Here is a 19,218-nt window from a genome sequence, read left to right as displayed (position 1 = left end):
CTGCAGCGTTAGCTTCCTAGTTTGACCGAGGCAGCCCGAGGGGGCGTTGATGCCGGTCAAATGAAGCGCAAGCCTAACCCTGTTCAGGCGCAGATGCATGCGCCGGGAACGTGACCGCAGGGTTCTCGTCAGTGCAGTGCCAGCACCGCCGCCCATTGTTCTGCGGTGACCGGCATCACGGACAAGCGACTGCCTTTTTGTACCAGGGGCCATTCGGCGAGGGCGGTTTGCTGTTTCAGGTAGCCCAGGCCCAGCACCTTGGGAAAGGTCTGGATGTGCGCGACGTTGATCGCGCTCCACGGGTTTTTCTCCGGGGTGGCCTTGGCGTCGAAGTAGTGGCTGTCCGGCTCCAGCGCGGTAGGGTCCGGGTAGGCGGCCTCGATGATTTTGCCGATGCCGGCAATGCCCGGCTCGGGGCAACTGGAGTGGTAGAAGAAAAATTGGTCACCCACCGCCATCGCTCGCAGGAAGTTGCGCGCCTGGTAGTTGCGCACCCCGTCCCAGCGCGCTTCGCCAAGCTTTTCCAAGCCTTTGATGGAGAGTTCATCGGGTTCGGATTTCATCAGCCAGTAGGCCATTTTTGGACTCCTGAAAAAGGCGTTGGGCAAGTTGTCAGGCAATTTGATGACAAACCGACAGTCGGTTGGCGCCAAGGTTTGCGTGTTGGTTCACGTTACCGCAGAATGCGCGGGTTTTAAGCTTGACACAGCTGCAACGGACTACTGTGGAACGTTGTTAACATCGTGTACGAGGTGCCTGAAGGGGGGCAATCGATGCAACGTAAACCGGATTTACTATGGATATTGGTGATTTTGTTTGGTCTGGGCGTCGTGACCACCGGGTATGCGCAAAGCTTGTGGTCGAACAAGACCGATGCGCCCGTTGAGCTTGCTCAACAGCAGCAGCAACCGTTCAAGCGTTAACCCTTCTTCAAGACGCCGCTGATCCCAGTGGCGTCTGTGCGATATACCATCCCTTGTCAGTCACTGTGCCAGCCAACGGCACATCCCAGCTCGCCTGCACCAGTCGTTCGACTTTCTGACATTCATGGGCCAGGCCCAGTAGCGTCGGCTTGCGCCAACGCTGGCGGCGGGACAGGTAAGCGAGGCTGCGATCATAGAAGCCGCCGCCCATGCCCAGGCGTCCGCCTGTTTCGTCGAACCCCACCAATGGCAAGAACACCAGGTCCAGCGCCCACACCTCGCGTTGCCGGCTGATATTTACCTGCGGCTCAAGAATGCGAAACCGGTTGGGCCGCAGCTTTTCCCCCGGTCGCACGCGTTGGAACACCATCTTGGTCCGGGGCCAGGCGCTGAGCACCGGCAGATAGGTGGCCTTGCCCCGGCGCTGAGCCGCACGCAGCAGCAGGCGCGGATCGATTTCACCGTCCGTCGGTAGATATAAGGAAATATGTTTGGCCCGGCGAAACAGCGGGTGCTGCGCCAGTTGCCGATACAGGCCGTGGGCAGCCTGGCGCTGCTGGCTCGGCGTGAGGGCACGGCGGGCGTTGCGCAACATGCGTCGAAGTTGCGGACGGGAAGGCGGCGCAGGTTCGGTCATGATTTCAGCTCATAAAACAATGCCAGTCATGGAGACTGGCATTGAGTTTGGTATTCAGGCTCCCCGACAGCGCCGCTGTCGACTCAGCCCTTGAACCCGAAAGTTCAAGGTGGAAGAAGCAGTAGGCTTTAAGGCTTTCCGTCTAGCGGACATGCACACCAGCCCAACGTGCAACTTCCAGGGTAGTGCGAATCGGCTCCGGGACATCGCCGACTGGCAAGCACGCCAGGGAGTGGGGCGAGTATACCTTAAACAGTCGCAGCAATCAGCCTTTGGGAGCTTCCGAATCGCTGGAAAGTACCAGATCCACACGTTCGAGCAGGTCACGCACCTGTTCGCGCGTCGAGCCGCTGGCCTGCACGTCAGGGCGCTCCTGCTTATGCAGCAGGTCGTGGGTAATGTTCAACGCGGCCATCACGGCAATGCGGTCGGCACCGATGACTTTGCCGCTGCTGCGGATTTCACGCATCTTGCCATCCAGGTAGCGGGCGGCGCTCACCAGGTTGTTGCGCTCTTCCTGGGGGCAGATGATCGAATATTCTTTGTCGAGGATCTGCACGGTGACGCTATTGCTTGAACTCATGAGTCTTGCTCCAGGGCCTTCAGGCGCGAAATCATCGATTCGACCTTACGCCGGGCGATTTCGTTTTTTTCAATGAGGTGAGCGCGTTCCTCGCGCCAGGTCTTTTCCTGAGCTAATAGGAGTCCGTTTTGACTCTTAAGTTGCTCGACCCGAGTAATTAGCAGTTCGAGTCTGGCCATCAGCGCTTGCAGGTCGGTGTCTTCCATTGGGTTCCACTGGATTTGTCTGATGAATGGCAACTGCAGGATAAACGATCTGACGCCCTCGATAGTCTTGGTACGTCTGCCGGTGCTAGGATACAGCGCTCCATTCTAGACATTGCGCCGTCTGGCGCCTAGCTCACCATGCCCATTCAGAACTCCCCGTACGATGCTTTTTCCAAACTGCTGAGCACCAGCGGTCATCCTTGCTCGGCTGCCGAACTGCACGGCGTGTTGCTCGGCCGCAGTTGCACCGGCGTTGGCTTTGATGCCGACAATTGGCTGGCCGATGTGGCCGAACTGCTGGAAACCGAACCGACCGACAACGTGCGTAACGCGCTGATCGGCCTGCAAGAGATGGTCAAGGGCGAACTGACCGGTGATGACGTCACCGTGGTCCTGCTGCTGCCGACCGACGACGCGCCGCTCACCGAACGCGCCGCCGCGCTGGGCCAGTGGTGCCAGGGTTTCCTCCACGGTTTTGGCGTGAACGCCGGCGGCCTCGAGTTGAGTACCGACGCCAAGGAAGTGCTGCAGGACCTGGCGGCCATCTCCCAGGTGCAAGATGCCCTGGAAGAGTCCGAAGACGGTGAAGGCGACTACATGGAAGTCATGGAATACCTGCGCGTCGCGCCGCTGTTGCTGTTCACCGAGACCAAAAAGTCCGCTGAGCCTGCTGCCCCCAAGCCTTCGCTGCATTAAAAGAGAAAGGAAGCCCATCTGCCCATGATCCATATCCCCAAAGCGGAATACACCCGGCGCCGCAGGGCGCTCATGGCGCAGATGGAACCCAACAGCATCGCGATCCTGCCGGCCGCCGCCGTGGCCATCCGCAATCGCGATGTGGAGCACGTCTATCGTCAGGACAGCGACTTCCAGTACCTGAGCGGTTTCCCCGAACCGGAAGCGGTGATCGTGCTGATGCCCGGTCGCCAGCATGGCGAGTACGTGTTGTTCTGCCGCGAGCGCAACGCCGAACGCGAATTGTGGGACGGCCTGCGCGCCGGTACCGAAGGCGCGATTCGCGAATACGGCGCCGACGATGCCTTCCCCATCACCGATATCGACGACATTCTGCCCGGCCTGATCGAAGGCCGCGATCGGGTGTATTCAGCCATGGGCAGTAACGCCGAATTCGATCGGCACTTGATGGAGTGGATCAACGTCATCCGCTCTAAAGCGCACCTTGGCGCCCAGCCACCGAACGAATTTGTTGCCCTGGATCATCTGCTCCACGACATGCGCCTGTATAAATCGGCGGCGGAAGTGAAGGTGATGCGCGAGGCTGCGCGAATTTCCTGCGCGGCCCATGTGAAGGCGATGCAGGCCAGCCGCGCCGGCTTGCATGAGTTCAGCCTGGAAGCCGAGCTGGACTACGAATTCCGCAAGGGCGGCGCGAAGATGCCGGCCTATGGCTCTATCGTCGCCACCGGGCGCAACAGCTGCATCCTGCATTACCAGCAGAATGACGCCGTGCTCAAGGACGGCGACCTGGTGCTGATCGATGCCGGTTGCGAAATCGACTGCTACGCCAGCGACATCACGCGCACCTGGCCGGTCAACGGCAAGTTTTCAGCGGAGCAGAAGGCGATCTATGAAATCGTGCTGGCTTCCCAGGAGGCGGCCTTTGCCGAGATCGCGCCGAACAAACATTGGAATCAGGCCCATGAGGCGACAGTGCGGGTCATCACCGCCGGGCTGGTGAAGCTGGGGTTGCTGAAGGGTGACGTCGATGAACTGATCGCCAGTGAAGCCTACAAACCCTTCTATATGCACCGCGCCGGCCATTGGCTGGGGATGGATGTGCATGACGTGGGCGAGTACAAGGTGGGCGGCGAATGGCGTGTGCTGGAAGTTGGCATGGCATTGACCGTGGAGCCGGGCATTTATATCTCGCCGGATAACCAGGCCGTCGCGAAAAAATGGCGTGGTATTGGCGTACGCATCGAGGACGACGTAGTGGTGACCAAGCAAGGCTGTGAAATTCTGACCGGCGGCGCCCCCAAGGGCGTCGCCGAAATCGAAGCCCTGATGGCGGCCGCTCGATGAGTCGGGTCAACCTGGCAATTATCGGCGGCGGCCTGGTGGGCGCGAGCCTGGCGCTGGCGTTGCAGGCCGGGGCCAAGGCGCGTGGCTGGAAAATCGTGCTGATCGAACCCTTCGCGCCCGGCGACAGCTACCAGCCGAGCTACGATGCGCGGTCTTCGGCGCTGTCCTACGGCGCCCGGCAGATTTATCAGCGCCTGGGCCTGTGGCAACAAATCTCGCGCCGCGCCGAACCGATCAAGCAGATCCATGTGTCGGACCGTGGGCGCTTCTCCACCGCGCGGTTGTCCGCCATGGAGGAGGGCGTGCCGGCCCTCGGTTACGTGGTGGAAAACGCCTGGCTTGGCCAATGCCTGTGGCAAGGCCTGGACAAGGACGTGGTGAGCTGGCGTTGCCCGGCGGAAGTCACGCGCATGGAGCCGCTGCCCGATGGCTACCGCCTGACCCTCAACGATGAAACCGTGCTGGAATGCGACCTTGCTGTGCTGGCCGACGGCGGCCGTTCCGGCCTGCGCGAGCAACTGGGCATTGGCGTGAAAACCCGCCCGTACAACCAAAGCGCGCTGATCGCCAACATCACCCCGAGCGAGGCCCACAACGGCGAAGCGTTCGAGCGTTTCACCGATGAAGGCCCGATGGCCCTGCTGCCGCTGCCGGACAACCGCTGCGCGCTGGTGTGGACCCGTATCGGCATGGACGCACAGCGCCTGGCCAATCTTGATGAACGTAGCTTCTTGAGTGAATTGCAGGGCGTGTTCGGCTACCGCCTGGGCACCCTCAAGCAAGTGGGCGCCCGTCATTTGTATCCGTTGACCCTGGTGGAAGCCGAAGAGCAAGTGCGCTCGCACCTGGCGATCCTCGGCAATGCCGCCCACAGCCTGCACCCGATTGCCGGGCAGGGGTTCAACCTGTCCCTGCGTGATGCACATGCCTTGGCCGAGGCCTTGCTGGCCGGGCCGGCGGTGCCGGGTGACCTGGCGACGTTGCAGGCTTATCGCGAGCGCCAGCGCATGGATCAGAAGTTGACCGTGGGTTTCTCCGACCAGGTCACGCGACTGTTTGGCAGCGCGCAACCGCTGGTCGCCCTGGGCCGCAATATGGGCCTGCTGGGCCTGGATTTGTTGCCGCCGGCCAAGCGTTGGTTCGCCCGTCAGGCCATGGGCCTGGGTACCCGTCCCGATGCGTAAGTGGCTGGTTGAACGGTTGGGCAAGGCGCGGTTGTTGCGCTGGGTCATGACCCTGTACCCGCCGTACTTGGGTGCCGGGGTGAGCGTACAGCATATGAGCGCCGATTTTCGTCACGTCAAAGTGCGCATGGGCCTGGGTTGGTACAACCGCAATTACGTCGGCACGCAATTTGGCGGCAGCCTGTATTCGATGGTCGATCCGTTCTACATGCTGATGTTGATGGAGAACCTGGGCCGCGATTACATCGTGTGGGACAAGGCCGCGAGCATCGACTTCATCTCGCCGGGCAAGGGCCCGGTGTATGCCGAATTTTCCATCGACGAGGCCTTGCTGGATGAGGTGCGTCGACAGACCGAAGGTGGCGAGAAGTACTTGCCCCACCTCAAGGTGCAGATTCATGACGGCTCCGGCACCCTGGTGGCGCGGGTCGACAAAACCCTTTACGTGCGGCGCAAGCCGCCAGCGAGACAGGCTTAAAGCATGGACATGCGCGCAGATGTGCTGATTGTCGGGGCCGGAATGGTCGGAAGCGCCCTGGCGCTGGCGTTGCAGGGCAGTGGCCTGCAGGTGCTGCTGCTGGACGGTAGCCCGCTGAGCGTCAAACCCTTCGACCGCGAGGCGGCCTTCGAACCGCGTGTAAGCGCTTTGTCGGCTGCCAGCCAGCGCATCCTCGAGCGCCTCGGTGTGTGGGATGGCATCGTTGAACGACGCGCCAGCCCTTACGGCGAGATGCAGGTGTGGGACGGCAGCGGCACCGGGCAGATCCACTTTTCGGCGGCCAGTGTGCATGCCGAAGTGCTCGGGCATATCGTCGAGAACCGTGTGGTCCAGGATGCCTTGCTCGACCGTCTGCACGACTGCGACCTGGGCCTGCTGGCGAATGCGCGCCTGGAGCAGATGCGTCGCTCCGGCGATGACTGGCTGCTGACCCTGGCCGATGGCCGCACATTGCGCGCGCCGCTGGTGGTGGCCGCCGATGGTGCCAACTCCGCCGTGCGCCGCCTGACCGGCACCGCGACCCGTGAATGGGACTACCTGCATAACGCCATCGTTACCAGCGTGCGCAGCAGCCAGCCGCACCAGCGCACGGCCTGGCAACGCTTTACCGACACCGGCCCGCTGGCGTTTTTGCCGCTGGTGCGGGACGGGCAGGAGGATTGGTGCTCGATCGTCTGGTCGACTACGCCGGCTGAATCCGAACGCCTGATGGCATTGGATGATGAAGGCTTCTGCCGTGAGCTGGAGCGCGCCTTTGAAGGGCGCCTTGGCAGCGTGATCAGCGCTGATCCGCGCGTTTGCGTGCCTTTGCGCCAGCGCCACGCCAAACGCTATGTGGCCGAGGGCCTGGCGTTGATCGGCGACGCGGCCCACGTCATCCACCCATTGGCCGGGCAGGGCGTCAACCTGGGGTTCCTCGATGCGGCGGTGCTGGCCGAAGTGTTGTTGTCGGCCACCGAACGCGGTGAACGCCTGGCCGATGTGAAAGTGCTCAGCCGTTACGAGCGCCGACGCATGCCGCATAACCTGGCCCTGATGGCGGCGATGGAAGGCTTTGAGCGCTTGTTCCAGGCCGATCAACTGCCGCTGCGCTGGTTGCGTAATGCCGGGTTGAAGATGGTCGACCAGATGCCCGAAGCCAAGGCCGTGTTTGTGCGCCAGGCCCTCGGGTTGACCGGGGATCTGCCGGAGCTGGCCAAGCCCTGACAGGTCCGCGCAACATTTGGTAACGCCTCAGTCGAGCGTTACCAAATGTGAGTCCCTATCATTTGCGCCTACTTTGCAAATGAGAGACCGCACCCATGTTGGCACCCAAGCGCCTCCTGACTGCCCTGGCACTCACCCTGATCGGCAGCACCACCGTGCAGGCCGCCGACGAAGTGGTGGTCTACTCCTCGCGCATCGACGAACTGATCAAGCCGGTGTTCGACGCCTACACCCAAAAGACCGGTGTACAGGTGAAGTTCATCACCGACAAGGAAGCCCCGCTGATGCAGCGCATCAAGGCCGAGGGCGAAAACGCCACCGCCGACCTGCTGCTCACCGTGGATGCCGGCAACCTCTGGCAGGCCGAGCAAATGGGCATCCTGCAACCCTTCACCTCCCCGGTGATCGACAAGAACATTCCCCTGCAGTACCGCTCTTCGGCTCACGCCTGGACCGGCTTGAGCCTGCGTGCGCGGACCATCGCGTATTCCACCGACCGGGTCAAACCGGGTGACCTGACCACCTACGAAGCCCTGGCCGACAAACAGTGGGAAGGCCGCCTGTGCCTGCGCACGGCGAAAAAGGTCTACAACCAATCGCTGACCGCCACCCTGATCGAAACCCACGGTGCGGCCAAGACCGAAGAAATCGTCAAGGGCTGGGTGAATAACCTGTCCACCGACGTGTTCTCCGATGACATCGCGGTGCTGGAGGCGATCAACGCCGGGCAGTGCGACGTGGGTATCGTCAACACCTACTACTACGGCCGCCTGCACAAACAGAAGCCGGACCTGGCGGTGAAGCTGTTCTGGCCGAACCAGGGCGACCGTGGCGTGCATGTGAACCTGTCGGGCATCGGCTTGACCAAGCACGCGCCACACCCGGAAGCCGCCAAGGCGCTGGTGGAGTGGATGACCACGCCTGAGGCGCAGAAGATCTTTGCCGATGTGAACCAGGAGTTCCCGGCCAACCCGGCGGTACCGCCGTCGGCTGAAGTGGCGACCTGGGGCAAGTTCGTGGCGGATACATTGCCGGTGGAAGTGGCGGGCAAGCGCCAGGCTGAAGCCATTCGCCTGATGGATCGGGCGGGCTGGAACTAAGTACAATTTGTAGGACGCCGCAGGTCCAAATGTGGGAGGGGCGGGGGGGGGGGGGGGGGGGGGGGGGGGCCCCCCCCCCCCCCCCCCCCCCCCCCCCCCCCCGCCCCTCCCACATTGAATTGTTGTGATTTGAAGATATTCATTATTGAGAACCAACCCTTGGCCCACCCCGCCCAACGCCGCTGGTACCTGCCGGTCTTCACCGTCGCCGCCCTGGTGCTGCTGCCGTTGAGCGTACTGTTGCTGTCCTGGCAAAGCATCGACGCGCAAATCTGGTCCCACCTCTGGGAAACCCAGATGCCCCGCCTGCTGGGCAACACCCTGACCTTGGTGCTGGGGGTCGGCGTCGGTGTAACCCTGTTGGGCGTAAGCCTGGCCTGGCTCACCAGCCTCTGCGAATTCCCCGGCCGGCGCTGGCTTGACTGGGCGTTGATGCTGCCCTTTGCCATTCCCGCCTATGTGCTGGCCTTCGTGTTTGTCGGCCTGTTGGATTTTTCTGGCCCCGTGCAGACCCTGCTGCGTGAATGGTTCGGTACCGGCTTGCGCCTGCCACGGGTGCGCTCCACCAGCGGCGTGATCATCGTGCTGGTGCTGGTGTTCTATCCCTATGTGTACCTGCTGGCGCGCAGCGCATTCCTCGCCCAGGGCAAGGGCTTGATGGAGGCGGCGCGGGTGCTGGGGCAGTCACCCTTGCGGGCGTTCTGGCATGTGGCCCTGCCCATGGCGCGGCCGGCGATAGGGGCCGGGGTAGCGTTGGCACTGATGGAGACCCTGGCGGACTTCGGTGCGGTTTCGGTGTTCAACTTCGATACCTTCACCACCGCCATCTATAAGACCTGGTACGGCTTTTTCAGCCTGTCCAGCGCGGCCCAACTGGCCAGCCTGTTACTGCTGGTGGTGATGCTGGTTCTGTACGGCGAGCGGCGTGCCCGGGGCGCCAGCCGGTCCAGCAACGAGCGTCCCCGGGGTAAGGCGCTGTACCACTTGAAGGGGATCAAAGCGGTAGCGGCCAGTGGGTGGTGTGGCCTGGTGTTCGCCTGCGCCTTTGTCATCCCGGTGCTGCAACTGGTGGCCTGGTTCTGGCAGCGTGGACGGTTCGATCTGGATGAGCGCTATTCGGGCCTGATCGTCCACACCCTTTACCTGGGCGGCATTGCGGCGCTGATCACGGTCAGCGTGGCGCTGGTACTGGCCTTCGCCAACCGTCTGGCGCCGACCCGGACGATTCGCTCCGGTATCAGCCTGGCCAATGTCGGCTATGCCTTGCCGGGCTCGGTGCTGGCGGTGTCGATCATGCTGGCGTTCAGTTACCTGGACCGTGAGCTGGTGGTGCCGCTGTCCGGCTGGCTCGGAGGGGCGGGCAAGCCATTGTTGCTGGGCAGTCTGTCGGCGCTGGTGCTGGCGTATCTGGTGCGCTTTCTGGCCGTGGCCTACGGGCCGTTGGAAAACAGCCTGGCGCGCATCCGCCCTTCGTTGCCGGAAGTTGCGCGTAGTTTGGGCGTGAGTGGGCCGCGACTGTTTTGCAAAGTGTATCTACCGCTGTTGCTACCCGGCACCCTGAGTGCAGCACTGCTGGTGTTCGTAGACGTGCTCAAGGAAATGCCCGCGACCCTGCTGATGCGCCCGTTCGGCTGGGACACCCTGGCGGTGCGGATCTTTGAAATGACCAGCGAAGGCGAGTGGGCGCGGGCTTCTCTGCCAGCGTTGACACTGGTGCTGGTGGGGCTGCTGCCGGTTATCGGGCTGATCCGACGCTCCGCCCGCCCCATCGGTTAGGTGCCAGTCCTACGGCTTGCGGCTACAATGCGCGGCATTCGGTGCGCTCCGTCCTTCGGATCGAGTCGCTGTACGTCGCCGCAGGCCTTGTAATTCAAGGTGTCCGGCACGGGCAACGGCCTGCGCACCTTCGCCAAGCCCGGAAGGAGAAACCCATGGGACAGCGTACGCCTCTGTATGACCTGCATCTCGCCCTCGGCGCGAAAATGGTCGATTTTGGCGGTTGGGATATGCCTTTGCATTACGGCTCGCAAGTTGAGGAGCACCATCAGGTGCGGCGCGACTGCGGGGTGTTCGATGTATCTCATATGACCGTGATCGATATCACCGGCCCCCAGGCCAAGGAATGGCTCCAGTACCTGCTGGCCAATGATGTCGAGCGTTTGCACGGCTGTGGCCGTGCGTTGTACAGCGCTATGCTCAACGAGCAGGGTGGCGTGGTAGACGACATGATTGTCTACCGCACCGAGGCCGGGTACCGGCTGGTGGTCAACGCCGCCACCCGAGACCAGGACATGGCCTGGATCCAGGCGCAACTTGGCAGCTATCAAGTGCAACTGCATGAGCGGCCCGAGTTGGCCATGCTCGCCATTCAAGGTCCCCACGCCCGGCAGAAGATTGCCGAGTTGGTCACCCAGTCTCGCGGCACCCTGATCCACCAGCTCAAGCCCTTTGAAGGGTATGCCGACGGTGATTGGTTTATCGCGCGCACGGGTTACACCGGCGAAGACGGCCTGGAAATTGTCCTGCCTGCCGATCAGGCGCCGGGATTTTTCAACGACCTGGTAGGTGCGGGTATTTCACCTATAGGCCTCGGCGCGCGGGACACCCTGCGGCTGGAAGCCGGCATGAACCTGTATGGCCAGGATATCCACCAGAACGTTTCGCCCCTGGCGGCCAACATGGCCTGGAGCATTGCCTGGGAACCTGCCGAGCGCAATTTCATCGGGCGTGCGGCGCTGGAAGCAGAGCTGGCCGCCGGTGTGCAGTTCAAACTGGTCGGGCTGGTACTGGAAGAACGTGGGGTTTTACGCGCTCACCAGGTGGTTCGTATCGCCAATGTTGGCGAAGGGGAGATCACCAGTGGTAGTTTCTCACCTACGCTGAGCAAATCCATTGCCCTGGCGCGTGTACCGACGGCGACTGCCGATCGGGCCGAAGTGGAAATCCGCGGCAAGTGGTACCCGGTTCGAGTGGTCAAACCGACCTTCGTGCGTCATGGCAAAACCTTGATCTAACTATTTCCGGCAGGCCAATGGCTGCTGACATTTCTTCTTGAGGACACAGACTATGAGCGATATCCCTGCCGACCTGCGTTTTGCCGAAAGTCACGAATGGGCGCGTCTGGAAGCTGACGGTACTGTCACCGTCGGGATCTCCGACCATGCACAGGAAGCTCTGGGTGATGTGGTGTTTGTTGAGTTGGCCGAAGTTGGCGCTACGTTTGAAGCCGAAGGCCAGGCGGGTGTGGTTGAGTCGGTGAAGGCCGCTTCGGATATCTACGCCCCGGTTGCCGGCGAAGTGATTGCCGTCAACGAAGAGCTGAGTGGTAGCCCTGAGTTGCTGAACTCCGACCCTTACGGCGCGTGGATCTTCAAGCTCAAGCCAAGCAACCCGGCTGATCTGGAAAAACTGCTGGATGCGGCTGGCTACAAAGCCGCCATCGGCGAGTAACCGCAAGACCCCTGTGGGAGGGAGCAAGCTCCCTCCCACATTCAATCGTCGGGAGCCGTGAGTGTTCAGTTCGCTTTCAGGACTGCCTTTACCGCCGCCACCGAACGCTCGACATCTGCCTCTGTCATTGCCGTAAACATCGGCAACGACACGATCAAACGTCCAACCTTTTCCGCTACCGGGAACATACCTTCCTTGAATCCCTGTGCCCGATAAAGGCTCAGCAGGTGAATAGGCGGGTAGTGATAGCCAATGCCAACACCCTGTGCCTGCATTTTCTCCATGAAGGTCGCGCGGGCGGGCAGGCCGTCCTGGCGCTCCGGCAGCACTAACTGGAACAGGTGCCAGTTGCTGTTTTCGAAGTCGGCCGGCGGCAGTTGCGCGCCGTACTTTTCCTCGAAATCATCGCCGAAACATTTGAAGTAGTGCTGTGCCAGGAGCTGGCGATGGGCGGTGATCTTCTCGATGTGGGCAAACTGCCCCAGGCCGATGGCGGCGGCGATGTCGGTCATGTTGAACTTGCCGCCCAGTACATCCACGTCGAGGCCGTCGAAGCCGGTACGGGTGACGCCCTGCAGGCGGTATTTTTCTGCCAGGCGGGCTTCTTCGGCATTGTTCAACACCAGGCAGCCGCCCTCGGAAGAGGTGATGTTCTTGTTGGCCTGGAAGCTGAACGATACAAAGTCCCCGGTAGCGCCGATGCGTTCGCCATCCCAGCTGGAGCCCAGGGCCTGGGCGGCGTCTTCGACGATGCGCAGGTTGTACTTGTTGGCCAGTGCGTACAGCATCGGCATGTCCAGGGGCAGGCCGGCCAGGTACACCGGGATGATCGCCTTGGTGCGCGGGGTGATTGCGGCTTCCACCTGGGCCAGGTCGATATTGCGCGTGATCGGATCGATATCAGCGAACACCGGTGTGGCCCCCACCTCCAAAATCACGTTGGCCGTGGCCACCCAGGAGATCGGTGTGGTGATGACTTCATCCCCAGGCCCGATACCGGCGATACGCAAGGCGATTTCCATGGTGCAGGTGCCAGAGTTGAACGTGCGCACCGGCCGGCCGCCAAAGTATTCCGACAGTTGCGCCTCGAAAGCCTGCACTTTCGGCCCGCTGGTGATCCATCCCGAGCGCAGTACATCGCCGACCGCCGAGATGGTGGCTTCATCGATGGTAGGTTTGGAGAACGGCAGAAAGGGCTGTTGGCTCATAACGACGAAGGAGTCCGTTTCAGATTGGCGATGAGTAAGCGAGGATTCAGTACCAGCATGGTGGCACGGTAAGACTGAATATAGCCTGTCGCCTGTGAATGAATCGTCACATTGCGGGCAAAAAAATGCCGCTTCAAAAGCGGCATTCTTCAGCGTGCGGGAATCACTCGGTAACAGCGTTCTTCGCGAGGATGGCGTTGGCCAGTTCCATATCCGTGGCCTGCAGGCCAGGGTTATCGGCGCGGACTTTCTGCATGGCGGCTTCCAGGTACGGTCCGCGGATGCCGCCGTCGCTGGCAACAAAGCTGCCTGCGTCGTCTTGTGCGGCAACCACCAGCTTGTGGTCCTTGAAGGTCAGGTACGTCGAGCCGGTAGTGGCGCCCGACGAAATGACATTGCGCCAGAAACTATCGGCCATGGCTGAACCGACAGGAAGGGAAAGCACAGCGAGGGTTGCGACAGCATATTTAAGACGCATGATGGGTGACTCCGGGTGGGTGATCTGTACCGTTTGATTGTAGTTAGCCCAACCGAGTTCCATCCCTGACTAAACAGTTTCTACCTTTAAAATGACGCCATCCAGGCCTACCACACGCACTTGAGCGCCTACAGGGCTGTCAGGACCGGTCACCATCCATACGCCATCACCGACTTTCACCTTGCCCCGGCCATCCACAATCGCCTGATGCACCACGAAGACGCGGCCGACCAGCTCCGAGCCACGTTCGTTGAGCCCCGGTTGGTCACTGGCTTTGGCACTGCTGCGCTGGCGTTTCCACCAGTACACCGCTGTCAATATCGACAGCACAGCGAACAGCAACAGTTGCCACTCCAACCCGAGCGGCGGCACCAGAAACTTGATCACGCCCACGGCTGCCGCAGCTATACCCATCCACAGCAGGTAACCACCGGCGCCGAATACCTCAAGAATCAATAGCACCGTACCCAGCGCGAGCCAGTCCCAGAACGAAAGATGCTGCAGGAAATCCCACATGTCGATCGCCTCAGGCTTTCTTGTTGTCGAAGGTCGCCTTGACGATTTCGCCAATGCCGCCGACAGCGCCGATCACCTGGCTGGCTTCCAGCGGCATCAGGATCACTTTGCTGTTATTGGCCGATGCCAGTTTGCCGAGGGCATCGATGTATTTCTGCGCGACGAAGTAGTTGATGGCCTGCACGTTGCCGGTGGCGATCGCTTCGGAAACCACCTGGGTCGCGCGGGCCTCTGCCTCTGCCTGGCGCTCACGGGCTTCAGACTCCAGGAACGCGGCCTGGCGTCCACCTTCGGCTTCAAGAATCTGTGCCTGCTTCTTGCCTTCGGCAGTCAGGATCGCCGATGCCCGCAGACCTTCGGCTTCCAGGATCTGTGCGCGCTTGATCCGCTCGGCTTTCATCTGGCCGGACACGGCGGCCATCAGGTCGGCGGGCGGGCTGATGTCCTTGATTTCGATCCGGGTGATCTTGATGCCCCACGGCGCCGTGGCTTCATCGACGGTACGCAGCAGTTTTTCGTTGATGCCGTCGCGCTGGCTGAGCATGGCATCCAGCTCCATGGAGCCGAGCACGGTACGGATATTGGTTTGCAGCAGGTTGCGGATAGCGTGTTCGAGGTTGTTGACCTCGTAGGCGGCCTGGGCGGTATTGACCACTTGGAAGAAGCACACGGCATCGATCTGCACGGTGGCGTTGTCGGCGGTGATGACTTCCTGGGGCGGAATATCCAGCACGCTTTCCATCACGTTGATCTTGCGGCCGATGCGGTCCATGACCGGGATGATGATGTTGAGACCCGGCTTGAGGGTGTTGGTGTAACGGCCGAAGCGCTCGACGGTCCACTGATAGCCCTGGGGTACCACCTTGAAGCCCATGAACAGGATGGCAATGGCCAAACCCACGAAAAGAAGCAGTACGGTTCCGATCTGCATAGCGATTCCCTATCTGATGGTGTCAGTTAAACGACGTTCGGCCGATTGTAACGGTCTTGTCACCGATAAGAACGGTTTCAGCCCGCGGTAATCAAAGCATTTGTTACCGAATCCCCAGGTGTCACGCGCAACACCTCGGCCATCGTCGTCAGCCCCGCCTTTACTTTTCCCATACCGGCCAGGCGCAGGCTGCACATGCCTTGCGCAACCGCCTCTCTGCGCAGGGACTGCACGTCGGTGCCTGGGGTGATCAGCGCACGGAGCGATTCATTCAACACCATGATCTCGTAGACCCCGGCACGCCCCTGAAACCCGCTGTTTCGACATTCCGCACACCCCACCGCCTCGTGGACATCGCCTGCCGCCCGCTTGCAATGAGGGCACAGCAGCCGCACCAGGCGCTGCGCCATTACCCCCAATAATGTGGCCTTGATCAAATAATGAGCAATACCCAGTTCCTGCAAGCGGCTGATGGCGCTGGGCGCATCGTTGGTGTGCAGCGTCGAGAGCACCAAATGTCCGGTCAGTGCGGCCTGGATCGCCATTTCGGCGGTTTCCTGGTCGCGGATTTCGCCGATCATGATGATGTCCGGGTCCTGGCGTAGCAGGGCTCGGATGCCGCTGGCGAACGTCAGGTCGATGTTGTGCTGCACCTGCATCTGGTTAAAGGCCGGCTCGACCATCTCGATCGGGTCTTCCACGGTGCAGAGGTTGATTTCTCGGGACGCCAGTTGCTTGAGCGTGGTGTAGAGGGTACTGGTCTTGCCTGAACCGGTAGGGCCCGTGACCAGGATGATGCCGTTGGCCTGGCGGGTCATGGCGTGCCATCGCTGCTGGTCCTCAGCGGACAAACCGAGCTGGTCGAAGTCCTTGAGCAGCACCTGCGGATCGAAAATCCGCATCACCAGTTTTTCGCCAAAGGCGGTGGGCAAGGTCGACAGGCGCAACTCGATTTCTGCGCCTGTGGGGCTTTTGGTCTTGATCCGGCCGTCCTGGGGTTTGCGTTTTTCCGCCACGTTCATGCGGCCCAGGCTTTTCAGGCGGCTGACCACCGCCATCGTCACCTGGGGTGGAAATTGATAGACGTCGTGCAACAGCCCATCAATGCGAAAGCGCATGCGCCCCTGTTCACGGCACGGCTCGATATGAATATCACTGGCCCGCTGGGCAAAGGCGTACTGCAACAGCCAATCGACGATATTGACGATATGCGCGTCGTTGGCATCCGGCTCCTGGTCACCGGCGCCGAGGTTGAGCAACTCGAAGTTGCCAGGCGCCGCGACCTTTTGATCCGCCCCGCTGACGGACTTCGCCAACCGGTAAAACTCGCTGATACAACGCTGAATGTCCTGGGGGTTGGCAACCACGCGCTTGATCGAGCGTTTGAGTACCTGTGCCAGTCCCGACTCCCAGCTGGTGACATGGGGCTGGGCGCTGGCAACGGTGACGGTCTGCGCGTCCACGGCCACTGCAAGGATGCTGTGGCGCTGGGCAAACGCCTGGGACATCAGCTGCACCACCGCCGCGACATCGATTTGCAGTGGGTCGATACGCCAATAAGGTTGCCCGGCATGCTGGGCAAGCCACTGGGTCAGGGTTTCCAGTGCCGGCCCATAGGCGGCGATACACTCCAGCGGGTGCTGGGCGTTACCGCCTGGCAGCGCCGATAAGCGCTGCGCGATGTCGGCAGTGATCAAGCCGCCCTCGACCAAGGCCGGGAGCAACTGATGCAGTTCCAATCGGTGATCAACAGACATGAAGGTTTTCCTGGGTAGCCTCGGACGAAACTTCAGGCTAGCCGGCCCTCGAAGATCCTCCTCCCAGCGTATGTTGCAGGCCTTTACTGAGCTGCTGCCGCCACTGCTGCGGGCCCTACGGAATCAACCGGCCACACGTGCAGCGTGCACACGCTGATCAGGTTTCGAATCTTTTCACCGATCACTTGGGCGCGATGCCAGCTCAGGCTTTCCATCACGATATCGATGTTCAGCAGGTCTTCTTGGCGGCTCACGGTGACCTGGCTCGGTGTTAAGAACTGCAACGCAAAATAGTTGAGTACCCGACACAACACATCGGGCTCCGCTTCGGCGACGATCTGGTAATGCGCTCGGCAATGGGCGCTGTTGGCGGCCCACACATCGACGCGGGTCAGGGGGTGGGTGGTTTCGACGACATGCATGCTGATTCTCCAGATTCGACTGGAGAAATTTTTACATTCGCCTCGGGAGATTTCTTATCTAAGATGAGCCTGATTTGCGATTAATCGAATCAATCAATTCAGAATAGCCAGAATTAAAGGTATTTCTATGCACAGCGAGTTGGACGCCTATGACCGCCGCATCCTGGCCCTGTTGCAAGAGGACGCCTCGCTGTCCAGCGCGCAGATCGCCGAGCAAGTGGGCCTGTCCCAGTCGCCGTGCTGGCGGCGCATCCAGCGGCTCAAGGACGAAGGGGTGATTCGCGGCCAGGTCACCCTGTTGGATCGCAAGAAGATCGGCCTCAATACGCAGATCTTCGCCGAGGTCAAACTCAACGCCCACGGCCGATCCAACTTCACCGAGTTCACCGAAGCGATTCGTGGGTTTCCGGAAGTCTTGGAGTGCTATGTGCTGATGGGGGCGGTGGATTTTCTGCTGCGCATCGTGACGTCGGACATTGAGGCGTACGAGCGGTTTTTTTTCGAGAAGCTGTCGATGGTGCCGGGGATTCAGGAGGTCAACTCGATTGTGGCGCTGTCTGAGATCAAGTCGACCACCAGCCTGCCAGTATTGCGCTGACCGGCCTCATCGGGGGCAAGTCGAATCGTCGTACCGCGACGATTCGACTTGCCCCCGATGGCGATATTACAGACGCAGGAGGGTCTTCCAGGCACGGTTCTGGTACACCGCAATCGCCTGATGCATACGCGCATCCAGCGACTCATCGGTGATCGGCTGGTTGGCCAGTTGCACCAGCTTGTTCAGCTCGCCGTACAAACGATCCAGTTCCGGAATATCCACCACGTTACGCGCATGGTGCAGCCAGGCCTGGATGCGCTCGATGCGTGGCAGTTGCTCTGCCAGGTCTTCCGGCTGCTGCTGGTAGCGCGGCAGTTGCAGGGCGACGGCATCGTCGGCCAGCAGGCGCGGCAGCCAGTTGGTGATTTGCGCAGCGCCCTGGCGGTTGCCGCGCACGGTGCGGTCGGAGGTCCAGGTGCGGGCCATTAGCCAGCGGGATGTGTTCAGCGAGAACAAGCCCCAGCGTACGTCATCCAATTCTTCGGCGAATTGCTCGGGCGCGGCTTTGCGAATGTCTTCGTCGTCGTCACCGGCCTGGACCAGCGGGCGCCAGTCTTCCAGCAGTGCATCGAGTGCGCTGCGCAGTTCGCTGGTGGATTGACGTGGTGCGGCCTGGCCGAGGCTGCCGATCAGGGCGCGCAGTTCGCCGAGGTTGTCGACCCAGTCCTGCAGTAGACGCCAGTGGCCATTGAAGCGGTATTGCTCGGCCAGGCGCTGGCTGCTGCCGAGCAGGTGCCACATGATTGCGGCGAAGGCGTCGTCCAGCGGCATTTCGGCGTGGATCTGCGGGGCCGGCAGGCTCAAGGAGTAGCTGCTGGCGTCGTACAGGCGGTAGCCGCGCTCGGCCTTGCTGATGTCACACGGCATCAGTGCGAGGGTGGCGGCCAGCTCGGCGGCCAACTCCAGTAGGGCAGCCGGTTCGCCTTCGCGCAGTTCCAGTTCCAGCTCGCAGATTTCTTCTTTCTGCTTGCCGACCACCACATGGCCCAGGTCCAGGGCGGCTTCGATCACCACCTTGGCCTTGCCACGGCCCCAAGCGATTTCGGCGCGTTCGCGCACGAAGTCGGTGGTGAAGATCGGCTTGAGGGTTTTTTTGTCCAACTCGGCCAGCTGCTCGGGCCAGCACTCGCCGTCGAGTTTCTTTACGTCGAGCTTGGCTTTGGGTAGGTCCCAGTTGTACTCGTTGCGTTCCGACAAACCAGCGACGCTTTGGCCACGGGTCTTGAGGGTCTGGATAATGTCGTCACCGTCCTTGCGCAGGCGCAGGGCGACTTTGGCCTGGGCCAGGTCGCGGTCGGGGGTGTCGAAGTACTGGTTCATCAACTCACGGCGTTCCCAGCCACTTTTGTTGCGTTTTTTCAGTAACGGGTGCTCACGCAGCGCGGCGAGTGTTTCGCGGCTGACGCGGAGCTTGATTTCGGTTTCTTTCTGCATGGCCGGAAAATCCAGAATCGGGAGCGCAGCCGGGAAAAAGAGT

General features: G+C 61.3%; 22 protein-coding genes and 1 other RNA gene. 11 read left to right on the top strand and 12 right to left on the bottom strand.

Annotation, left to right across the window (positions count from 1 at the left end):
• Positions 1 to 128: 128 nt before the first annotated feature.
• Complete coding sequence (locus FBY10_RS06930) at positions 129 to 578, bottom strand: EVE domain-containing protein (protein WP_131697578.1); 450 nt, start codon at positions 576 to 578, stop codon at positions 129 to 131.
• 195 nt (positions 579 to 773) lie between these two features.
• On the opposite strand from FBY10_RS06930, the gene FBY10_RS31455 reads away from it, so the two are divergent.
• Entirely contained in the window at positions 774 to 923 is a 150-nt protein-coding gene (locus FBY10_RS31455; protein ID WP_164299887.1) for a hypothetical protein, read from the top strand.
• A gap of 7 nt (positions 924 to 930) precedes the next feature.
• Here FBY10_RS31455 and FBY10_RS06925 read toward each other — a convergent pair whose 3' ends face one another.
• From FBY10_RS06925 to FBY10_RS06910, 4 genes are all read right to left on the bottom strand, one after another.
• Positions 931 to 1,560: a 5-formyltetrahydrofolate cyclo-ligase gene (locus tag FBY10_RS06925; protein WP_131697577.1), complete on the bottom strand. Its 630-nt coding sequence runs from the start codon at positions 1,558 to 1,560 to the stop codon at positions 931 to 933.
• 56 nt (positions 1,561 to 1,616) lie between these two features.
• Positions 1,617 to 1,795: non-coding RNA, 6S RNA (gene ssrS, locus FBY10_RS06920), on the bottom strand.
• Between the two features lie 30 nt (positions 1,796 to 1,825).
• The gene (locus tag FBY10_RS06915) at positions 1,826 to 2,143 is read right to left on the bottom strand and encodes a cell division protein ZapA (RefSeq protein ID WP_131697576.1); all 318 of its coding nucleotides are present in this window, start codon (positions 2,141 to 2,143) and stop codon (positions 1,826 to 1,828) included.
• A complete protein-coding gene (locus tag FBY10_RS06910; protein WP_007982902.1) occupies positions 2,140 to 2,349 on the bottom strand; it encodes a TIGR02449 family protein in 210 nt (69 codons plus the stop codon). Before FBY10_RS06910 ends, FBY10_RS06915 begins: the two co-directional genes overlap by 4 nt.
• Positions 2,350 to 2,487: 138 nt before the next feature.
• Here FBY10_RS06910 and FBY10_RS06905 point away from each other — a divergent pair, with 138 nt between their 5' ends.
• The 9 genes from FBY10_RS06905 to gcvH all read left to right on the top strand — a co-directional run bounded on the left by FBY10_RS06905 (position 2,488) and on the right by gcvH (position 11,831).
• Entirely contained in the window at positions 2,488 to 3,045 is a 558-nt protein-coding gene (locus tag FBY10_RS06905; RefSeq protein WP_145337449.1) for a YecA family protein, read from the top strand.
• A gap of 24 nt (positions 3,046 to 3,069) precedes the next feature.
• Entirely contained in the window at positions 3,070 to 4,392 is a 1,323-nt protein-coding gene (gene pepP, locus FBY10_RS06900; protein WP_145337450.1) for a Xaa-Pro aminopeptidase, read from the top strand.
• Positions 4,389 to 5,576, top strand: a complete 1,188-nt coding sequence (ubiH, locus tag FBY10_RS06895) for a 2-octaprenyl-6-methoxyphenyl hydroxylase (RefSeq protein ID WP_131697574.1) — start codon at positions 4,389 to 4,391, stop codon at positions 5,574 to 5,576. Before pepP ends, ubiH begins: the two co-directional genes overlap by 4 nt.
• On the top strand, positions 5,569 to 6,054 hold the full coding sequence (locus FBY10_RS06890) for a DUF4442 domain-containing protein (protein ID WP_053127827.1): 486 nt from the start codon (positions 5,569 to 5,571) through the stop codon (positions 6,052 to 6,054). Before ubiH ends, FBY10_RS06890 begins: the two co-directional genes overlap by 8 nt.
• 9 nt (positions 6,055 to 6,063) lie before the next feature.
• Positions 6,064 to 7,281 (top strand): 2-octaprenyl-3-methyl-6-methoxy-1,4-benzoquinol hydroxylase, encoded by a 1,218-nt coding sequence (locus tag FBY10_RS06885; RefSeq protein ID WP_167656808.1) that lies wholly within the window; start codon positions 6,064 to 6,066, stop codon positions 7,279 to 7,281.
• Between the two features lie 95 nt (positions 7,282 to 7,376).
• Positions 7,377 to 8,381 carry an extracellular solute-binding protein gene (locus tag FBY10_RS06880; RefSeq protein WP_053127831.1) on the top strand — a complete coding sequence of 335 codons (1,005 nt, stop codon included), beginning with the start codon at positions 7,377 to 7,379 and terminating at the stop codon, positions 8,379 to 8,381.
• Between the two features lie 159 nt (positions 8,382 to 8,540).
• Positions 8,541 to 10,157: an iron ABC transporter permease gene (locus FBY10_RS06875; RefSeq protein WP_131697572.1), complete on the top strand. Its 1,617-nt coding sequence runs from the start codon at positions 8,541 to 8,543 to the stop codon at positions 10,155 to 10,157.
• Between the two features lie 155 nt (positions 10,158 to 10,312).
• Entirely contained in the window at positions 10,313 to 11,395 is a 1,083-nt protein-coding gene (gene gcvT, locus FBY10_RS06870) for a glycine cleavage system aminomethyltransferase GcvT (protein WP_145336947.1), read from the top strand.
• A gap of 52 nt (positions 11,396 to 11,447) precedes the next feature.
• Positions 11,448 to 11,831 carry a glycine cleavage system protein GcvH gene (gcvH, locus tag FBY10_RS06865; protein WP_028618385.1) on the top strand — a complete coding sequence of 128 codons (384 nt, stop codon included), beginning with the start codon at positions 11,448 to 11,450 and terminating at the stop codon, positions 11,829 to 11,831.
• 65 nt (positions 11,832 to 11,896) lie between these two features.
• Here the strand turns inward: gcvH and FBY10_RS06860 are convergent, their stop codons facing one another.
• The 6 genes from FBY10_RS06860 to FBY10_RS06835 all read right to left on the bottom strand — a co-directional run bounded on the left by FBY10_RS06860 (position 11,897) and on the right by FBY10_RS06835 (position 17,143).
• Positions 11,897 to 13,039, bottom strand: coding sequence for a DegT/DnrJ/EryC1/StrS aminotransferase family protein (locus FBY10_RS06860; RefSeq protein ID WP_145336946.1), 1,143 nt, complete (start codon positions 13,037 to 13,039; stop codon positions 11,897 to 11,899).
• Positions 13,040 to 13,202: 163 nt separating this feature from the next.
• Positions 13,203 to 13,517, bottom strand: coding sequence for a DUF2388 domain-containing protein (locus FBY10_RS06855; protein WP_003176799.1), 315 nt, complete (start codon positions 13,515 to 13,517; stop codon positions 13,203 to 13,205).
• A gap of 69 nt (positions 13,518 to 13,586) precedes the next feature.
• Positions 13,587 to 14,033 (bottom strand): NfeD family protein, encoded by a 447-nt coding sequence (locus FBY10_RS06850; RefSeq protein WP_145336945.1) that lies wholly within the window; start codon positions 14,031 to 14,033, stop codon positions 13,587 to 13,589.
• A gap of 10 nt (positions 14,034 to 14,043) precedes the next feature.
• A complete protein-coding gene (locus FBY10_RS06845) occupies positions 14,044 to 14,964 on the bottom strand; it encodes an SPFH domain-containing protein (RefSeq protein WP_145336944.1) in 921 nt (306 codons plus the stop codon).
• Between the two features lie 77 nt (positions 14,965 to 15,041).
• Complete coding sequence (locus FBY10_RS06840; RefSeq protein WP_131697568.1) at positions 15,042 to 16,721, bottom strand: GspE/PulE family protein; 1,680 nt, start codon at positions 16,719 to 16,721, stop codon at positions 15,042 to 15,044.
• 83 nt (positions 16,722 to 16,804) lie between these two features.
• Positions 16,805 to 17,143 (bottom strand): hypothetical protein, encoded by a 339-nt coding sequence (locus tag FBY10_RS06835; RefSeq protein WP_131697567.1) that lies wholly within the window; start codon positions 17,141 to 17,143, stop codon positions 16,805 to 16,807.
• Between the two features lie 127 nt (positions 17,144 to 17,270).
• Here FBY10_RS06835 and FBY10_RS06830 point away from each other — a divergent pair, with 127 nt between their 5' ends.
• Positions 17,271 to 17,741, top strand: coding sequence for an Lrp/AsnC family transcriptional regulator (locus FBY10_RS06830; protein WP_069558544.1), 471 nt, complete (start codon positions 17,271 to 17,273; stop codon positions 17,739 to 17,741).
• Positions 17,742 to 17,807: 66 nt separating this feature from the next.
• On the opposite strand, the gene FBY10_RS06825 is transcribed toward FBY10_RS06830, so the two are convergent.
• Positions 17,808 to 19,175 (bottom strand): inorganic triphosphatase, encoded by a 1,368-nt coding sequence (locus tag FBY10_RS06825; RefSeq protein ID WP_145336943.1) that lies wholly within the window; start codon positions 19,173 to 19,175, stop codon positions 17,808 to 17,810.
• Between the last annotated feature and the right edge of the window lie 43 nt (positions 19,176 to 19,218).

Origin of the sequence: Pseudomonas sp. SJZ103 (assembly GCF_007828335.1) — a bacterium.
Taxonomy (GTDB): domain Bacteria; phylum Pseudomonadota; class Gammaproteobacteria; order Pseudomonadales; family Pseudomonadaceae; genus Aquipseudomonas.
Note: the sequence above shows the minus strand (reverse complement) of the source record. Positions and strands in the feature narration are given on the sequence as shown.

Coding starts and splice junctions, on each gene's coding strand:
- FBY10_RS06930 (WP_131697578.1), bottom strand. CDS start 578: ATGGCCTACTGGCTGATGAAATCCGAACCCGATGAACTCTCCATCAAA.
- FBY10_RS31455 (WP_164299887.1), top strand. CDS start 774: ATGCAACGTAAACCGGATTTACTATGGATATTGGTGATTTTGTTTGGT.
- FBY10_RS06925 (WP_131697577.1), bottom strand. CDS start 1,560: ATGACCGAACCTGCGCCGCCTTCCCGTCCGCAACTTCGACGCATGTTG.
- FBY10_RS06915 (WP_131697576.1), bottom strand. CDS start 2,143: ATGAGTTCAAGCAATAGCGTCACCGTGCAGATCCTCGACAAAGAATAT.
- FBY10_RS06910 (WP_007982902.1), bottom strand. CDS start 2,349: ATGGAAGACACCGACCTGCAAGCGCTGATGGCCAGACTCGAACTGCTA.
- FBY10_RS06905 (WP_145337449.1), top strand. CDS start 2,488: ATGCCCATTCAGAACTCCCCGTACGATGCTTTTTCCAAACTGCTGAGC.
- pepP (WP_145337450.1), top strand. CDS start 3,070: ATGATCCATATCCCCAAAGCGGAATACACCCGGCGCCGCAGGGCGCTC.
- ubiH (WP_131697574.1), top strand. CDS start 4,389: ATGAGTCGGGTCAACCTGGCAATTATCGGCGGCGGCCTGGTGGGCGCG.
- FBY10_RS06890 (WP_053127827.1), top strand. CDS start 5,569: ATGCGTAAGTGGCTGGTTGAACGGTTGGGCAAGGCGCGGTTGTTGCGC.
- FBY10_RS06885 (WP_167656808.1), top strand. CDS start 6,064: ATGCGCGCAGATGTGCTGATTGTCGGGGCCGGAATGGTCGGAAGCGCC.
- FBY10_RS06880 (WP_053127831.1), top strand. CDS start 7,377: ATGTTGGCACCCAAGCGCCTCCTGACTGCCCTGGCACTCACCCTGATC.
- gcvT (WP_145336947.1), top strand. CDS start 10,313: ATGGGACAGCGTACGCCTCTGTATGACCTGCATCTCGCCCTCGGCGCG.
- gcvH (WP_028618385.1), top strand. CDS start 11,448: ATGAGCGATATCCCTGCCGACCTGCGTTTTGCCGAAAGTCACGAATGG.
- FBY10_RS06860 (WP_145336946.1), bottom strand. CDS start 13,039: ATGAGCCAACAGCCCTTTCTGCCGTTCTCCAAACCTACCATCGATGAA.
- FBY10_RS06855 (WP_003176799.1), bottom strand. CDS start 13,517: ATGCGTCTTAAATATGCTGTCGCAACCCTCGCTGTGCTTTCCCTTCCT.
- FBY10_RS06850 (WP_145336945.1), bottom strand. CDS start 14,033: ATGTGGGATTTCCTGCAGCATCTTTCGTTCTGGGACTGGCTCGCGCTG.
- FBY10_RS06845 (WP_145336944.1), bottom strand. CDS start 14,964: ATGCAGATCGGAACCGTACTGCTTCTTTTCGTGGGTTTGGCCATTGCC.
- FBY10_RS06840 (WP_131697568.1), bottom strand. CDS start 16,721: ATGTCTGTTGATCACCGATTGGAACTGCATCAGTTGCTCCCGGCCTTG.
- FBY10_RS06835 (WP_131697567.1), bottom strand. CDS start 17,143: ATGCATGTCGTCGAAACCACCCACCCCCTGACCCGCGTCGATGTGTGG.
- FBY10_RS06830 (WP_069558544.1), top strand. CDS start 17,271: ATGCACAGCGAGTTGGACGCCTATGACCGCCGCATCCTGGCCCTGTTG.
- FBY10_RS06825 (WP_145336943.1), bottom strand. CDS start 19,175: ATGCAGAAAGAAACCGAAATCAAGCTCCGCGTCAGCCGCGAAACACTC.